The organism is Bradyrhizobium sp. CER78, from assembly GCF_029846235.1.
GTDB lineage: Bacteria > Pseudomonadota > Alphaproteobacteria > Rhizobiales > Xanthobacteraceae > Bradyrhizobium.
Genome location: NZ_JARVWP010000002.1, coordinates 199,402 through 216,141 on the forward strand (window position 1 = coordinate 199,402; position 16,740 = coordinate 216,141).

Consider the following 16,740-nt stretch of genomic DNA (forward strand, 5'->3'; position numbering starts at 1 on the left):
CATGAACGCGCCCTTCAAGCCGATCAACGAAGCCGCCACCGATTTCGTCCGCCGACATATCGGACCGTCGCCGCGCGACCTCAACGCGATGCTGGACACAGTCGGCGCCGCGAGCCTGCAGGCGCTGATGGGTGAGACGCTGCCGGCGTCGATCCGCCAGAAGGCGCCGCTCGATCTCGGACGGGCGCTGAGCGAGACCGAGGCGCTCGCCCATATGAGCGAGCTCGCCGCGCAGAACCAGGTGTTCACGTCGCTGATCGGCCAGGGCTATTCCGGCACCATCCTGCCGGCGGTGATCCAGCGCAACATCCTGGAGAACCCGGCCTGGTACACCGCCTATACGCCGTATCAGCCCGAGATCAGCCAGGGCCGCCTCGAGGCGCTGTTCAACTTCCAGACCATGATCTGCGACCTCACCGGGCTCGACGTCGCCAATGCCTCACTGCTCGATGAGGCGACGGCGGCAGCCGAAGCAATGGCGCTCGCCGAGCGCCATTCGCAGGTCAAGGCGAAGGTGTTCTTCGTCGACAAGGAGGTGCATCCGCAGACGCTGGCGGTGATGCGCACGCGCGCCGCGCCGCTGGGCTGGGCGCTGGTGGTCGGCGATCCCCTCACCGATCTCGACAAGGCCGACGTTCTCGGCGCGCTCTTGCAATATCCCGGCACCACGGGGGCGGTGCGCGACCTCCGGCCGGCAATCGCATCGCTGCGTGCCAAGGGTGCGCTTGCGATCGTGGCCGCGGACCTGCTGTCGCTGACGTTGCTGACCTCGCCGGGCGAGCTCGGCGCCGACATCGCGATCGGCTCGGCGCAGCGGTTCGGCGTGCCGATGGGCTATGGCGGACCGCACGCCGCCTACATGGCGGTGCGCGACACGCTGAAGCGCTCGCTGCCCGGCCGCATCGTTGGCCTCTCGGTGGATTCGCGTGGGGCGCCGGCCTATCGCCTCGCGCTGCAGACCCGCGAGCAGCATATCCGCCGCGAGAAAGCGACATCCAACATCTGCACCGCACAGGTGCTGCTCGCGGTGATCGCCTCGATGTATGCGGTCTATCACGGCCCCGAGGGCCTGACCCACATCGCACGCGGCGTGCATCGCCGGGCCACCGTGCTCGCCGCCGGCCTGCGCAAGCTCGGCTTCGCGCCGACCAGCGAGGCGTTCTTCGATACCGTGACCGTCGAGGTCGGCGCCAAGCAGATCGAGATCGTCTCCCGTGCGCAGGCGGAGCGGATCAATCTGCGCATCGGCGCGACCACGCTCGGCATCGCGCTCGACGAGACCACGACGCCTGAGACCGTCGAGGCGGTTTGGCGCGTGTTCGGCGGCAAGCTCAGCTTTGCCGAGATTGAGGGCAGCGCAAGCGAGACGCTGCCGAAGGAGCTGCGGCGCTCCAGCGCCTTCCTCACCCATCCGGTGTTCAACACCCACCGTTCGGAGACCGAGCTGCTGCGCTACATGCGCAAGCTCTCAGATCGCGACCTCGCGCTCGACCGCGCGATGATCCCGCTCGGCTCCTGCACGATGAAGCTCAACGCCACCACCGAGATGATCCCGCTGACCTGGCCAGCGTTCGGCAATCTGCATCCGTTCGCACCCGCCGATCAGGCCAAGGGCTATCATGCGCTTTTCAAGCGGCTCGAGCAGTGGCTGTGCGACATCACCGGCTATGACGCGGTCTCGCTGCAGCCGAACTCCGGCGCGCAGGGCGAATATGCCGGCCTGCTGGCGATCCGGGGCTATCATCTGGCGCGCGGCGAGCCGCACCGCAAGGTGTGCCTGATCCCCTCCTCGGCGCACGGCACCAATCCGGCGTCGGCCGCGATGGTCGGCATGGACGTCGTGGTGGTCGCGTGCGATGCGCGCGGCGACGTCGACGTCAATGATCTCCGCGCCAAGGCGGAGAAGCATTCGCCCAACCTCGCCGCAGTGATGATCACCTATCCGTCGACCCACGGCGTGTTCGAGGAGCATATCAGCGAGATCTGCGACATCGTGCATGCGCATGGCGGTCAGGTCTATCTCGACGGCGCCAACATGAATGCGCAGGTCGGCCTCTCGCGGCCCGGCGATTACGGCGCCGATGTCAGCCATCTCAACCTGCACAAAACCTTCTGCATCCCGCATGGCGGCGGCGGCCCCGGCATGGGCCCGATCGGCGTCAAGGCGCATCTTGCGCCCTATCTGCCGGGCCATCCCGCAACCGATGGGGCGACCGCACACGCCATCGGCCCGGTGTCGGCCGCGCCGTTCGGCTCGGCGTCGATCCTGACCATCTCCTACATCTACATCCTGATGATGGGCGGCGAAGGTCTGACGCGCGCCACCGAGGTGGCGATCCTCAATGCGAACTACATCGCCGCACGGCTGCAGCCGCACTTCCCGGTGCTGTACCGCAACGAGCGCGGCCGCGTCGCGCATGAGTGCATCGTCGACCCGCGGGCGCTCAAGACGACCAGCGGTGTCACCGTCGACGACATCGCCAAGCGGCTGATCGACTACGGCTTCCACGCGCCGACCATGAGCTTCCCGGTGGCGGGCACGCTGATGATCGAACCGACGGAATCGGAATCGAAGTTCGAGATCGACCGCTTCTGCGACGCCATGATCGCGATCCGCAACGAAATTGCGGAAGTCGAGAAAGGCCGCTGGAAGGTCGAGGCCTCACCGCTGCGCCACGCGCCGCACACCGTGCACGACATCGCCGACGATGTGTGGGACCGGGCCTACACCCGCACTGAGGGCTGCTTCCCGGCAGGCGTGTCGCGGTCCGACAAATACTGGAGCCCGGTCGGCCGCGTCGACAATGTCTACGGCGACCGCAACCTGGTGTGCTCGTGCCCGCCGATCGAGGATTACGCGGAGGCCGCGGAGTAACGCGGCCTCCGTTGCCGGATGCCGTAGCAACCATCAAGCGGGGATGGTTGCTACGGGGTCCAGTTCAAAACGTCGAAAACAACCCCATGCACAGTAGAGATTGGGGCGACTGGTCATCCACCGGCACTAGATCCAGTCGGTAGGACGGGTAGAGCCAACGGGTCCGCAATTCGGCTATCGCGGGATGCGCGGGCGCGACCGACGCCGCGGCAGGAGGAAACATGCGCGAGGAATTCTGGTTTCACTTCCCGTTTCGCGTCCGCTATTCCGAGGTCGACGCGCAGGCCGTGGTGTTCAACGCCCACTACCTGACCTATTTCGACACCGCGATAACAGAGTATTTCCGCGCGCTCGGCTATGACTATCTCGGCGAGGTGGCGCGGACCGGCATCGACTTCCACACCGTGAAGTCGGTGGTGGAGTACAAGGCGCCGATCCGGTTCGACGAGGACATCGAGGTCTGCGTCCGGGTTGCCCGGATCGGCCGCTCCTCGATCAATCTGGCGCTCGCGATCTTCGCCAAGGGCTCCGACGACCTGCGCGCCACCGGCGAGATCATCTGGGTCGCGACCGACCAGAAAACCCATCAATCGGTCGCGGTGGCGGACGATCTGCGGGCGCTGATCGTGAGCCGGGAGAAGGCGCTGGCACCAGGTTGAGTTGACTACGGCTTGGTCAGCGTCGGAGCAATGCGCCAGAGATTGTCGTTGGTGAGGTGCGTGCCGCCCCACCAGCGATCGATCGGGTTATGGCTGCTGAAGTCTTCCTGGTGCGCGATGATCGCTTCGCCGAACTCGGTCAGCCGCGGATAGCTTGCGGCGTAGCGCGCGTGCCAGCTCCTTTTGCTCTGCGGTCGTTCGAGATCGGTCACTGCAGGCGACGGACCATCCGTGAGGCCGTCGAGCAATGAGAAAAGTTCGAGTTCCCCGAACACATTTCCGGGGCGCCAGAAACGATGAAGTAGTCCAAGCGCTGAAAAGCCGTCGTAACGTGCGATCAGCTCAAGAAGTCGCATTTCAGTTGCGCCAAGCCCCGTCGCGCGGGAGGGCAATTCTGCAACCAAGGCAAGCTGCGCCGACCTCAGAAATGGCAGTGAGCTAAGGTCACTCTGCAAGCAATCCAGAAAAGGCATTGGGGTGGCTGCGCGATAAGCCGACCAGATCGCACTTCCGGTATTGAGTTCGACCGGGCCGACGTCGACCGTCAACACATCCTCTGGTTCGGGCATCTGTTCAGCCGGCATCGTCAGATCGAAATCAACAAGACGCAACTTCAACCTGGCCGCTGTCTCGGGATGACATCTGAAAAAAGCCAGAAGGAAGACCAGCTGCAGCTGATCGTTCGGATATTGTTCGAACCAGAGCTCGATAACGTCATACGGTTCGCAATACTCGACGAGCGAAAGGTGCCTGCGAGCCCGGACTTCATCGGAGAACAATCTCCATGAACACCAATCCGACCAATGACGACCCGGGCCCTGGCCGGAACGCGCGCCAAAATAATCTTCGAACTCTTCTACCGGGGGCAACGGCCCCCCAACGAAGCGAAAGCGAAATTCAATGACCGCTTCTGCCAGACCTGAGCGCGCGAGACGGATACCGGAACCAGTCAGAATCAAGCGCTTCATCGTCCAACCTCGCCGAACGCAACACAATACGAAACGGGCGCCGAAGACGTCGGCAACTCAACGTCCTCAGCGCCCGCTTCCAGCGAAATCATGTCTGCCTTGAGGTCTACTCCTCCGTCGGCTCCTCGCCTTCGGCGTCGCGCTCGGGCGCGCCGGCGAGGATCTGCTCGGAGATCAGGCCGGAGTTCTGCCGGATCGCGGCTTCGATCTTGGTGGTGATATCGGGGTTGGCGCGCAGGAACGCCTTCGAATTCTCGCGGCCCTGGCCGAGCCGCTGGCTGTCATAGGAGAACCAGGCACCCGACTTCTCGACGAGACCGGCCTTGACGCCGAGGTCGAGGATCTCGCCCATCTTGGAGACGCCCTCGCCGTACATGATGTCGAACTCGACCTGCTTGAAGGGCGGCGCCAGCTTGTTCTTCACCACCTTGACGCGGGTGGTGTTGCCGACCACCTCGTCACGCTCCTTGATCGCGCCGATGCGGCGGATGTCGAGGCGGACCGACGCATAGAATTTCAGCGCATTGCCGCCGGTGGTGGTTTCCGGCGAACCGTACATCACACCGATCTTCATGCGGATCTGGTTGATGAAGATCACCATCGTGTTCGACTTGTTGATCGAGGCGGTGAGCTTGCGCAGCGCCTGGCTCATCAGGCGGGCCTGCAGGCCCGGCAGCGCATCGCCCATCTCGCCCTCGAGCTCGGCCTTCGGCACCAGCGCCGCGACCGAATCGACCACCAGCACGTCGACCGCGCCGGAGCGCACCAGCGTGTCGCAGATTTCCAGCGCCTGCTCGCCGGTGTCGGGCTGCGAGATCAGGAGCTCGTCGATGTTGACGCCGAGCTTGCGCGCATAGACCGGATCGAGCGCATGTTCGGCGTCGATGAAGGCGCAGATGCCGCCCTTCTTCTGGCCTTCTGCCACGGTGTGCAGCGCCAGCGTGGTCTTGCCCGATGATTCCGGCCCGTAGATCTCGACAATGCGTCCCTTCGGCAGGCCGCCGACACCGAGCGCGATGTCGAGCCCGAGCGATCCCGACGACACCGTCTCGACATCCATCGAGCGGTCGTTCTTGCCGAGCTTCATCACCGAGCCCTTGCCGAACTGGCGCTCGATCTGGGAGAGCGCGGCTGAGAGGGCCTTGGACTTGTCCATGGAGGATCCTTCGACGATACGCAGTGCGGTGGCGGACATTTGGGATGTGCTCCTTATGGCGAGGATTCGCTAGCGGGACAAACGGCGGGTGAGATCAGACGGAATGCGTTGTTGATAGAAATCTCGTACCACGTTTGTTCCATGTTCGCAATATGTTCTTTTGCGGATTTAGGCGCTGGCCTACTTCCATCCCCTAGTGGCCTGCTTTGAAAATTCGAGTGGCCTAGTTTGGACTTAACCCATCCTCAACCATGCAGCGGCCGACGTTCTCAGTAGTCCTACCGACCGGCATATTCCCTGTTCTGGGCGCATAGATTTTGATGATCCACGATTCCATCGAGCAGATGGATTACCGGGAGTTCTCCGTGGGTGAACGGAGTTCCTTCCTAATTTGTTTCGGAGAATTGCTAGGCACAAATTGCACTAGATCACCGAGTTCCCGGCGCGTAGGGTTCCATTATCAACGCAGGGGTTGTGTCATGGTGAGCGGCATACTTGAAAGCGTGGCTATCGTGCTGTTCGGCCTAAGCCCGCTCGTCATCATCGGAATAGCGATGTACGCGCAGTAACCGCGAACCTGGCCCGCACGCGCCAAGCGAGCCGGTAGATGGTCCCAGCAACAAGCCTTCCCCCTACACAGGCCCCCAAAGTTGCTGGGGCCGCTCATAGCGAGGCCGCCTCAGTTGGCGGCCTCTTTCATTACAGACCTTTGCCGTCGTCCTTATCGCGCTCATAGCCGAAGTCGAACTGATACTGCTCTCCAAACCTCGGATAGTGAGTGAACGGAGTTCCTGTGCTATAAAGCGGAACTTGCGCTCTGGCAGGGAGCGGGACAAATGCCAATCAGCCGTTTGCTGAAGGCTGGCGAACACACGTCAGAAGAAGTCGAGCTGCTAAGCAAGGCCTTTGACCTCGCCTTGCGTGCGATGGACCTCGTTGATCGTAATGATCCGCTTTGCGAGCTGGTGGCCCGCAAGGTCATCGAGGCCGGTGCTACAGGCATCAGCGATCCGAAAGAAATCGCGGGGATCGCCGTGGCTCGGATTGGTCTACGGTGAGGCCGCGTCAGTTGGCGGCCTCTTTCTTCATATGCCCGGCAATCGTGGGCGAGCGAGCCTCTTCGGCCCGCGACTTGAAGCGTCGCGTAAGCAACCGAAAAAGCGGAAGGCTTCATAGCCCCCAAAGAAACGGCCCCAGCGAGGGGGTGCAAGCTGAGGCCAAGGTGACGTGTCATCCCAGAGGTGGCTTTAGGACACGAGGATGTAGGCCGCGCCCACAGCGAGGCCGACCAACCCAACGCCAATCACGGCGTACTCGACGACGTCGATCTGATCGAACATCGTGCGAATATGGGGCAGCATAAACGTTTCCGCATTCAGCTAGGCATGTCAGTGACGGTGTCATAAGGAAACTGCCCCAGCACCCTTGGAGGTGATGCTGGGGCCGCCTTACCGCGCCGGCTGAATCGAGAGGGGGCCGCTCGCGTATTACGGCCCCCAGCCAAGGAAATTCTCGAAAATCTCACGCCCTGAAATGCTCTCACCTCGGCAAGAGCTACTTTACTCTTATCCACAGGTTTTAGGATTCCGGGAGAGCACGGTGTTCCGTAGAACGGAACTGATCATTCGAGGTGTCCGAGACGGCCCCGGCGCGCTCGCAGGGGCTAGATGGCGGCCGGAGTCGTCCCACTAGCGCTCATACTCAGAGCGCAATTGTATTGTATCGGAATGGTCGTGCCATCGACGGTCGATCCCGGATTACCTCACTTTGACAAGTGTCCTAATTCCCGACTGCGAGTGTTCTAACTAAGACAGCACCAGGGTTTGGGCGCTATGCACGTCTCAGCGCACGGATCCCCAATTGGATTTGAGAATCTCGCCGTTCGGATTAAGCAAAGAAACCATGGCTTAGCCGATGTTCTGGCAGCACGGGCCGTGCTGCGATCACGGGACGTTCTCACGCCCGCCGGCTTTTATACGGCCATCAATCAATACTCAGTTTGTGCCACATGCCCGGAGGATTATGCACGGTTCTGGGCATATAGATTTCGATGGTGCCCAATTCGTTCGCAGTTCTCCGGCTGCCCGCGAATTTGAACCGTGAAGTGCTTGGCCAGGCTGGTCAAACGCCATGCCCGCCATGCCCGCAGCCGCCTCGGGTTCGCGCGGCTCCTCACTTCCGGATCGCTGGTGTAAAGGAGCGGCCCCAGCGAGTGGGCACTAACCGGGGCCGAGTTGCACTTTGGTCGTCCCAATGCTGCCCGGCAGGAACAGCACCCGGACAGGAGATAATTCGGAGTGCGCTGCGCTCGTTCCTATCCCGGCGTGTCCTGGTCCCGTGCGCGAGCGCTCCGACGGGGACGGCATCGGCTGAATGCCTTCGCATCGGATGGAGCGAACGGAAACCGCGGCCTGGCCGATGTTCTCAGTAGGACTACCGAGGCGGCATAGTAAATGTTCTAGCCCCATCATTTTCCATGATGGGACGCCATCTGTTCTTGCTGCGCGGTGAAGCCGAGTCACTCGAGATTGGCAACCGTGATAGCCAATTTGGGACATGTCCTTTGGCACAAATTGTATAGGCTTCCACTCATCAGGATTTTGCACACCTTCCTGGGGCTAGGGCCAACGCCGTCCGCATTGATTTCAAGCGGGCGGCGTTGCGCTTTCGGCGTCCGATCGGGTTGAAAAGGTCAGCGCTCCGGAACGCGGCGTGGGCCTGTTTTCAGACTGTTTGGATAGCGGTCCGGCGCGATCCGTAGTTCTCCGGGCTAGAACAAAGTTCCGCGAGCAGGCGGATCCACCCTCGTCCCAAGTCCCCCGAATAATCAACGAGTTACCGGCAGATTTGGCGACAGCGGCGCGCGATTGGCACAATCTGCATACTACCTTGGTACCCCTCCTGACCCCCAAGAAAACTACGTAGCCTTCACGGGAAGACTCGGGTTCCGCCAGTGTTCGTAACATTGGCTCGCCGGGGCCAACGCCAGATTTCACGTCGCAAGGCATGGCGTGCCGCCGGCGGATGGATCCACTTCGGGATCCACAACTGACGCCCGGATGGGCGCCGCGGTTCACAACATCGTTTTACGGGTGTTAATTATTACTACAACCTTTAGTTTAATTATCGACGACCGCCATTCCTTCGCGGAACCGTTCCAGATGATTCACAAGGGCGTCGAATACAGCGTCACGCAGGTCACGGCCGGCGTCTGGAAATGGCGTTTCCAGATCGGCGACCGGGTCTTCACCGGCAAGACCGAAGCGAAACTCGACCTCCTGGCGATCCGCCGCGTGCAGTTGCGGATCGACCGCGAGCTGAACAATCTCGGGCTGGGACGCCCACGCGGGCAGAGCAATCACGATTGAGGCGCGGCCGGTTCGATCGGCCCCGCCGCGCAAGCCAAACAGGCCGCGCGGTTCAGTCCGCGCTGGCCAGCCGCCGCATCGTGAACTCGATTTCGCCGCCGGGCAGCTCACGCCAGCTCTCGACCGCGCTCATATAGGCGGCCTTCGGATAGCGCTTGAGAAAGGCGCGCGCCCGCAGGCGGGCCTGATCGCGCGGCAGGCTGAAGGTCTCGCGCAGATAGCCGTCATCCGGCTTGTGCCGCGCGGCCATCCGGCTGGCGAGATCGCGCGGACGAAACACCATTGCCGCAACTCCGGACCAACTGACGACGCCCTCAATATAGGGGCGACGCGGAGAGAATCCGAGTCTGCAGAAAGTGGAAGCCGGCCCGAACGCGCGCTACTGCGCGGAGCTTCCGGTCTTGGTCTTCGGCTTGGCGGGATGGGCAGCCGCCTTCGGCGCATCGCTGCGCACCGCCCCCCAGGGATCGGACGATCCCTTGGCATCCGGAATCTTGCTCAGCGAGTCCTTGTAGGCCCGGTCGTTGACCGCGTCCCGATCCTTCTCGTCCTGGGTCTTGGTCTTGACCTCAGGCATCAGATTGACGTTCGGCATTTGCGCATAGGCCGGCGCCGACAGCAGCACCGCGACCGCAACTGCGCACAAAACTCTCATCACAACGCTCCCTGCATTTTCGTCAGCGGTATATCACCGCAAGAAAGCGGTCGCCAAGCGTGTCAGTCCCTGCCCTAGAGGTGGTCTGACTTGCAGGATTTCGGCGACTGCATCCAGTCGTCCCAGATCGGACCGCATCGCGTGCAACTACCAAGCGCAAGCCCGATCGCGATCACGCCGCCCAGCAACACCAACCTGCGGAACATGTACGCCCCCACCACTGAGGAGGGGCAATTGGGCGCCAAAACTGGGGCATTTTCAAGCCGGGCACGGCGCTTGCAGCGCGGCGCAAGCGCGCCTCGGAGCGCAGCGCAAGCGCGCCTCGGAGCGCAGCGCAAGTGCCTCGGAACGCCGCGCAAGCGCCTCGGAGCGCAGCGCACGCGCCCCGGAGCGCAGCGCACGCGCGACGGTTTGACCGGGCGGCTCTGCAAATTACAGTGCGCAACAAAGCAGAAAAGGAATCGACGACATGACTTTGGCGATGAGCTGGGACGAATGGACGCGGCATGACGGAACGGCGCTCGCCGAGCGCGTCCGCAACGGGGAGTTGACGCCGCGGGAGCTGGCGGCGCAGGCAGCCAGCGCCGTCGCCAAGGTCGATCCGGCGCTGTCAGGCGTGGTCGAGCTGTTCGACGACGTGATCGCAGATCCCGCACGCGACGGCGCCGACCTCAACGGCCCGTTCGCCGGCCTGCCCTTCCTGATGAAGGATCTCGGCCCGACCTTGAAGGGACGGCTGCAGGAGATGGGCTCGCTGATGATGCGCGGCAACCGCGCCGCAGCCGACACCTTCCTGACCACGAAGCTGCGCAAGGCCGGCCTCAATCTGATCGGCCGCACCACGACGCCGGAGTTCGGGGTCTGCAGCTCGGCCGAGAACCCCGCGGTCTATGTCACGCGCAATCCCTGGAATACCGACTACACCACCTGCGGCTCGTCGGCCGGCAGTGCGGCTATGGTTGCCGCCGGCGCGGTGCCGATCGCGCATGCGACCGACGGCGGTGGCTCGATCCGGATTCCCGCCGGCGTCAACGGCAATATCGGACTGAAAGTATCGCGCGGCGTGTTCTCGCTCGCGCCGCATCTGTCCGATCTCACTGGCCTCGTTTCGATCCAGGGCTGCCAGTCGCGCTCGGTGCGCGACACCGCAGCCTTCGTCGATGCGTGCCGCGGACCTGCACCCGGCGAGTTCATGCCGTTCTGGACCCCGCCGGAGCCGTATACAGCAATGATCGCGCGCGACCCCGGCCGGCTCAAGATCGCGCTGTCACACACCTGGGGCGAGTATCGCGCGACGCCGCATATCACCGCCGAGCTCGAGCGTGTCGGACGTTTCCTCGAGGGTCTCGGCCATCAGGTCGATTACGCACTGCCGTCGATCGACTACACCGAAGCCTTCGCGGCGCAGACCACCTGCTACATCAGCAATTTCGCCGTCGTGATCGGCAACATGCTCGCGGCGCGCGGCCTCGAGCGGCCGCCGGCGGACCTGATCGAGCCGATCAACATCCGCATCTGGGAGCATGGCCGCGACTTTAGCTTCGCCGATCGCGCCCGCATGCAGACCGTGTTTAACACCACCGCCCGCGGCTTCGGCGCGTTCTTCGAGGATTGGGACATCATCCTGACCCCGATCACGGCGCTGCCGACACCGAAGGTCGGCACCACGGAGTATCTCACCATCAGCGACAATCCGTCGGTGCTGGACTGGTTCGGCAATCTCTGGCGCAACTTCGCCTTCACGCCGCTCGCCAATCTCTGCGGCATCCCGGCGATCTCACTGCCGCTCGCGACCAACGAGCACGGCCTGCCGCTCGGCATCCAGGCGATCGCAAAGCAGGCCGATGACGGCCTCCTGCTGCAGCTCGCCGCCCAGATCGAGCGGGCGATCGACGGCAAGTGGAATGCCGGCGAGACGCCGCGCGTGCACGTCACGCGCAATTAGGCGATAGATAGAGAACAATAAATCAGCAGGGGAAACGGGACGTCATGCAGCAGGCCGGTGAATTCGGGATCGACGAGGCGCGACGGGTGCTCGGCGACGTCTTTGCGCCGTGGGTGCAGGATCTCAATCTGTCGATCGAGCAGTTCGAGTTCACGCCGCCGCCCGGCAACGCTTCCGATTGGCAGCCCGGCGCCATCCTGCGCATGCCGTTCTCGGAGCGGCTGTGCCGCAATGGCGGCATCGTCTGCGGCCAGGCCTTGATGGCGTTCGCCGACACCGCGATGGTGCTGGCCAATCTCGCGGCCAACAAGGGCTATCGGCCGATGACGACGGTCGACCAGACCACGCACTTCATGCGCGCGGTGACCGCCTCCGACGTGCTGGCCGACGCCCGCGTGGTCCGGCTCGGCCGCACCATGAGCTTCGGCCGCGTCACGCTATCCTCCGCCACCGACAACAAGCCGGTGGCGATGGTGTCGAGCGCGTTCGCGATGCTGCCGGGATAGAGCATGATCCTGAAAAGTGCGAAGCGGTTTTCCCGCGACAAACGCAACGCGTTTGCGCTGAGATCATGCCCAAGAAACGTTACTTGCCGAGCACGGCTTCGGCGGCGTTGACGATGCTGATGGTCGGATTCTTTCCGCAATAGGTGCCGAACTTCTTGGCGTTCTCGGTGAACACGTCGGTGTCGATGATCGCCTCGTCGGAATCGCCCTTGTACCAGCCGTCCATCCAGACCAGCACCATCTTGATGGTGTCGTCGCCACCTTCGACGAACTGCTTGCAGGTCATGGTCGAGAGATCGAGGACGGTGGCATTGGCCGGCGCGGACGACAGCGCGAGCGCGGCGGCAAGCATGATCGAGGCAGTGATCTTCATCGCAATCTCCATGGGCAAATGATCTGAAATGAACAGCTCGCTGGAAGCCCAGCGCGTCCGTCGCGACCTCGTAGGCGAAGCGTCGCGGCGAAGGCAAGCATGACATCGCGCGCATTCGTCTGCACGTCGTTTCGGTGCACGGATTGAGAAGCGATGTCGCCGATTTGTCATGCAGCGGCGCAACGCGCGCGCCGCTGAACTACACCGCGTTTGCGCGACGGCCCCGCCGCCTGCGTCGCAGCAGCACGATGAGCGCAGTCAGCGCGATCAGCGTCAAAGCAACCTCGATCACCTTGAGCAAGAACCGTCCGCCGGGACGATCGATCAAGCGCGTCCACAGCGACGCGCTCTCGCCCTGACGCGGCAGGCGAAACGCGACCACGCTGTCGCCGATCGATGTGCCGCCCTCGGAATGTCCGCCGGCGCCGATCACGACGTACTGCTCGCCCTTCCACAGGTAGGTCATCGGATTGGCGACGCCCGGCACCGGAAGCCGGCCGAGCCACAATTGCTTTCCCGACTTGACATCGAACGCGCGCAGATAGGCGTCCATCGCGCCGGTGAACACCAGTCCGCCCGCGGTGATCGCAACGCCGCTAAGCAGCGGCGTGCCGGTATTGAGCGCGATGCCGAGCGGCGCGAGATCCTCGCTGGTGCCGACCGTCGCATGCCAGAGCACCTTGCCGGCCTTGAGATCGACCGCCACCGTCTCGCCCCAGGGCGGCTTGTTGCACGGCGAGCCAACCTCCGTGCTCGCCAATGCCCGCGACATCGCAAACGGTGCGCCCTGCTGCTGGCCGAAATCATGGCCGGGTGGCGGATTGAAGCCCTTGGCCTGGTCGCGCGGAATCAAAGTAATGACGTGCGCCGCATGGCTGACATTGGCGAGCAGGATCTGGTTGACCGGATCGAACGCCGCGCTGCCCCAGTTCACACCGCCGCCGGTCATCGGGTAGACGATCGTGCCTTGCGTCGACGGCGGCGTGTAGAGCCCCTCATTGCGGGATTGCGCGAGCAGCTTCTCGCACGCCGCGCTGCTGACGCCCGGCAGCATGCCGCCGACATCATCGGCCGTCATGCGCTGCGTCAGCAATGGCGGCACATGGGTCGGAAACGGCTGAGTCGGCGACAGCTTCTCGCCCTCGGCGCCGTTCTGCGGCACGGCGCGCTCCTCGACCGGCCACACCGGCTTGCCGGTATCGCGATCGAGCACGAATACAAAACCCTGCTTGGTCGGCTGGATCACGACGTCGCGCATGCCGTTGCCGGTGTCGATCCGCGCCAGCGTCGGCTGCGCCGGCAAGTCGTAGTCCCAGACGTCGTGATGCACGGTCTGGAAGGCCCAGGCGAGCTCGCCGGTCTCGATCCGCAGCGCGACCACCGAATTGGCGTGCTCGTCATTCCCGGGGCGCTTGCCGCCCCAGAAATCGGGACTGGGCGATGTCGTCGGCAGGAACACCAGGCCGCGCTCCTCGTCCACCGACATCGGCGCCCAGACATTGCTGTGGCCGGCCTCGACGCTTTCATGCACCAGCGGATCGAAGGTCCAGCGCGGTTGACCGGTTCGTGCATCGAAGGCGCGCACCGCGCCGACCGGTGCGTCGACCCGCCGGTTGTCGCCGATCGCGGATCCGACCACGACCACGCCGCGGCCGGTCACCGGCGCCGACGTGATCTGAAATTCGCCCGGCCATTCCAGCTTCATGCCGGCATCGATCTTGATCTCGCCGCCATTGCCGAAATCGGCGCAAGGCTTGCCGGTCCTGGCATCGAGCGCGATCAGGCGCGTGTCATTGGTGCCGGTGAAGATGCGTGACTTGCAGGCCGCACCTTCGGCCGCACGATCATCCGTCCAGTGCGCGACGCCGCGGCAGACGAAGCGATTGGCCGGCCGCTGCGCCATGCTGATCTTCGGATCGAAACGCCATTTCTGTGCGCCGGTGCCGGGATCGAGCGCGATCACTTCGTTGAACGGCGTGCAGAAGATCAGGCTGTCCTCGACGAACAGCGGCGTCACCTCGAACTTGGTGCGCTTCATGACGTCGGGCGGGCGAGCGTCGAGATCGCCGGTGCGGAATTCCCAGCCGCGCACCAGCGTGCCGACATTGTCCGCCGTGATCTGCGTCAGCGGCGAGAAGCGTTGTCCGCCGCGATCCCCTCCCCAATACTCCCAGGCGAGCGCCGGTTGCATGCAAAGCACCAGAGCGGCGAGCAGGCGAAACAGGGACCGCATTGCGTCCTCCCGCAAGATGCGATCATCGGACGCCGCATCTCATGCGGGAAAGCCTTTACGCGATTGGCGCCTCAGTATCCACCCCTGTGATAGCCGCCGCCATAATTGCCGCGATAGCCGCCGCGGATGCCAATCCCGATTCCGATCGGTGGTCCGACAGGCTCGTAGACCACGGCTGGAGGCGGCCGGCGCACCACGACGACGTCGTCCTCGACCACGACGCGCGGCGGGCGCTTGCCTGCGCGCCGCGGCGGATCGGGATCGGCGCGTTTCTTCGCCGGCACGGCGGCCTTCTGCTGCTCCGGCGGCACGGCGTTGCAGGGACACGTCGGCGCCGCCAGCGCGACATTGGTCGCGGGCACGCTGAGCGCTGCGGCCGGCGTCAGGTCGGGACGGTAACGCAACCGTTCGATCATCTTGCGCGCGGTGGCCGTGAGATCGCTGTCGGGATACAGCACGAGGAAACTGCGATAGGCCGCCGCGGTGTTGGCGAGACCAGCGTCGTTCCACGCCACCATGCGGCGATGCCGGTCGAGCCAGTCGCGCGCCTGCAAGCCGCGCGGCGTGCCGGCGAAGATCGCGGCGAAGGCTTCATAGGCTTCGTCGGTGCCGTCAACCACGATCAGTTCGTTTGCAGCCTCGATCGGCTTGCCCTGCAATTCGCGCTTCCATTCGTCGACGGTGCGCTTGGTCGCGGCCGGCGCCGGCGTGGCCGCGGGCGAGGCTGAAGGACCTGCCATGAAGCGGAAGTCGTCGGTGAGCGACGAGGAGTCCCACGGTGTCTGGCGGCCATCGGTCGCCTTGTTCACGGCAAGACGAACGCGCTTGAACGTATCCTCGATCGGGATCCCCGGCTCCTTCGCCGAAGCCAGCAACGCGGTCGTATAGGGGCTGTTGGCGCCGCTGCCGTCCTCAGCCTCGGCGCCCGGCGACGTCGAGAACGACACGAAGGTGCCGGGCGCGCCGACCTTGGCGTCGATGATGGCAAGCCCGTGCCCCGCGGTCTTGCTGAGTTCCGGGAAGGGATTGTTGCGGCAGGCATCGAGCAGCACGATGCGCATCCGGCTCGGCACCGAGGTCAACGTGTTCAGGATGTCGTTGAGGCGGACCGCCTGGATCGGGATGTCGGCCTCGCGCTTCGGATCGACGTCGACCGGCACCAGATAGTTCTCGCCATCGATCTGCAGGCCATGCCCGGCATAGAACACCAGCGCCACGGTGTCGGCGCCCTTCGCCGCCACCTGACCGGCGAAGTCGCTGATCCGGGCGCGCATCTCATCCTGGGACAGATCCGACGCCGTCGTCACCGCAAATCCGGCGTCGGTCAGCATCTGCGACATGGCCCTGGCGTCGTTGGCCGGATTGGGCAGCGCGGGCACCGACTTGTAGGCGGACTGCCCGATCACCAGCGCCAGGCGGCTTTCCGCCGATGCCGGCACGGCACCGAACAGGATCGCAACCGGAACGATCAGGCTGAGCAGCGAACGGCGAAGCATGGCGGCCTCCGACAATAGATACCGCAGATGGGTCGAAAGCCGTCAGGTGAAGGTTCATGCCGTGCGGCAATGTGCAGCCGCCAACGTCGATTATTATGTCGAGACGCCGCAGGAACCCGATGAGCCCCGATAAGCCCTGGCTATTTCAGCTGACTATTTCGGCTTCTTGGCCGGATCGGCGGCCGGCTTGGTGACACCCCAGGGATCGTATTTCTCCTTGGGCTCGGGGATACGATCGAGCGCGGCCTTGTAGGCCTTCTCGTCGATCTGGGGCTTCTTCTCCGTCTTCCGGTCGTCGCCCCCGCCGCCTCGCCGGCCCTGGGCCAGGGTCGGTGTCGCGATCAGCGCCAGAATGACGGCAGCAACCGTGAAGCTTTTCATGTCAGTCCCTTCCCTCGCAGCCGTAGAAACATCCGGCAACACCTCTACCCCAAGATAACTTGCCGCTCGACATTTGTTGATCGACAAAGCGTCGCGCGATGCGAATTCAGCCCCACCAGGGGGGG

At 63.9% G+C, this 16,740-nt stretch carries 14 protein-coding genes; 6 read left to right on the top strand and 8 right to left on the bottom strand.

Annotation, left to right across the window (positions count from 1 at the left end; translation table 11 throughout):
• Window position 1 precedes the first annotated feature (1 nt).
• The gene (gene gcvP / locus QDT69_RS04050; RefSeq protein ID WP_279705350.1) at window positions 2-2,875 is read left to right on the top strand and encodes an aminomethyl-transferring glycine dehydrogenase; all 2,874 of its coding nucleotides are present in this window, start codon (window positions 2-4) and stop codon (window positions 2,873-2,875) included.
• Between the two features lie 221 nt (window positions 2,876-3,096).
• On the top strand, window positions 3,097-3,534 hold the full coding sequence (locus QDT69_RS04055; protein WP_279705351.1) for a thioesterase family protein: 438 nt from the start codon (window positions 3,097-3,099) through the stop codon (window positions 3,532-3,534).
• 5 nt (window positions 3,535-3,539) lie between these two features.
• On the opposite strand, the gene QDT69_RS04060 is transcribed toward QDT69_RS04055, so the two are convergent.
• Window positions 3,540-4,502 carry a hypothetical protein gene (locus tag QDT69_RS04060; protein ID WP_279705352.1) on the bottom strand — a complete coding sequence of 321 codons (963 nt, stop codon included), beginning with the start codon at window positions 4,500-4,502 and terminating at the stop codon, window positions 3,540-3,542.
• Window positions 4,503-4,608: 106 nt separating this feature from the next.
• Entirely contained in the window at window positions 4,609-5,697 is a 1,089-nt protein-coding gene (gene recA / locus QDT69_RS04065) for a recombinase RecA (protein WP_050423630.1), read from the bottom strand.
• Window positions 5,698-6,494: 797 nt separating this feature from the next.
• Here recA and QDT69_RS04070 point away from each other — a divergent pair.
• Both QDT69_RS04070 and QDT69_RS04075 read left to right on the top strand, forming a co-directional pair.
• Window positions 6,495-6,716 carry a hypothetical protein gene (locus QDT69_RS04070; protein ID WP_279705353.1) on the top strand — a complete coding sequence of 74 codons (222 nt, stop codon included), beginning with the start codon at window positions 6,495-6,497 and terminating at the stop codon, window positions 6,714-6,716.
• A gap of 2,103 nt (window positions 6,717-8,819) precedes the next feature.
• On the top strand, window positions 8,820-9,026 hold the full coding sequence (locus QDT69_RS04075; RefSeq protein WP_279705694.1) for a hypothetical protein: 207 nt from the start codon (window positions 8,820-8,822) through the stop codon (window positions 9,024-9,026).
• 52 nt (window positions 9,027-9,078) lie between these two features.
• On the opposite strand, the gene QDT69_RS04080 is transcribed toward QDT69_RS04075, so the two are convergent.
• On the bottom strand, window positions 9,079-9,309 hold the full coding sequence (locus tag QDT69_RS04080; protein ID WP_279705355.1) for a hypothetical protein: 231 nt from the start codon (window positions 9,307-9,309) through the stop codon (window positions 9,079-9,081).
• Between the two features lie 96 nt (window positions 9,310-9,405).
• Window positions 9,406-9,681: a hypothetical protein gene (locus QDT69_RS04085; RefSeq protein ID WP_279705357.1), complete on the bottom strand. Its 276-nt coding sequence runs from the start codon at window positions 9,679-9,681 to the stop codon at window positions 9,406-9,408.
• A 469-nt stretch (window positions 9,682-10,150) separates the two neighbouring features.
• Here QDT69_RS04085 and QDT69_RS04090 point away from each other — a divergent pair, with 469 nt between their 5' ends.
• The gene (locus QDT69_RS04090; protein WP_279705358.1) at window positions 10,151-11,626 is read left to right on the top strand and encodes an amidase; all 1,476 of its coding nucleotides are present in this window, start codon (window positions 10,151-10,153) and stop codon (window positions 11,624-11,626) included.
• 44 nt (window positions 11,627-11,670) lie between these two features.
• Entirely contained in the window at window positions 11,671-12,132 is a 462-nt protein-coding gene (locus QDT69_RS04095) for a PaaI family thioesterase (RefSeq protein WP_279705359.1), read from the top strand.
• A gap of 79 nt (window positions 12,133-12,211) precedes the next feature.
• Here QDT69_RS04095 and QDT69_RS04100 read toward each other — a convergent pair whose 3' ends face one another.
• The 4 genes from QDT69_RS04100 to QDT69_RS04115 form a co-directional block, all read right to left on the bottom strand.
• A complete protein-coding gene (locus tag QDT69_RS04100; protein ID WP_028339845.1) occupies window positions 12,212-12,505 on the bottom strand; it encodes an HdeA/HdeB family chaperone in 294 nt (97 codons plus the stop codon).
• Window positions 12,506-12,704: 199 nt separating this feature from the next.
• Entirely contained in the window at window positions 12,705-14,738 is a 2,034-nt protein-coding gene (locus QDT69_RS04105; RefSeq protein ID WP_279705360.1) for a pyrroloquinoline quinone-dependent dehydrogenase, read from the bottom strand.
• A 71-nt stretch (window positions 14,739-14,809) separates the two neighbouring features.
• Window positions 14,810-16,234 (bottom strand): caspase family protein, encoded by a 1,425-nt coding sequence (locus QDT69_RS04110; protein ID WP_279705361.1) that lies wholly within the window; start codon window positions 16,232-16,234, stop codon window positions 14,810-14,812.
• A 153-nt stretch (window positions 16,235-16,387) separates the two neighbouring features.
• Window positions 16,388-16,615: a hypothetical protein gene (locus QDT69_RS04115; protein ID WP_097676049.1), complete on the bottom strand. Its 228-nt coding sequence runs from the start codon at window positions 16,613-16,615 to the stop codon at window positions 16,388-16,390.
• Window positions 16,616-16,740 lie beyond the last annotated feature (125 nt).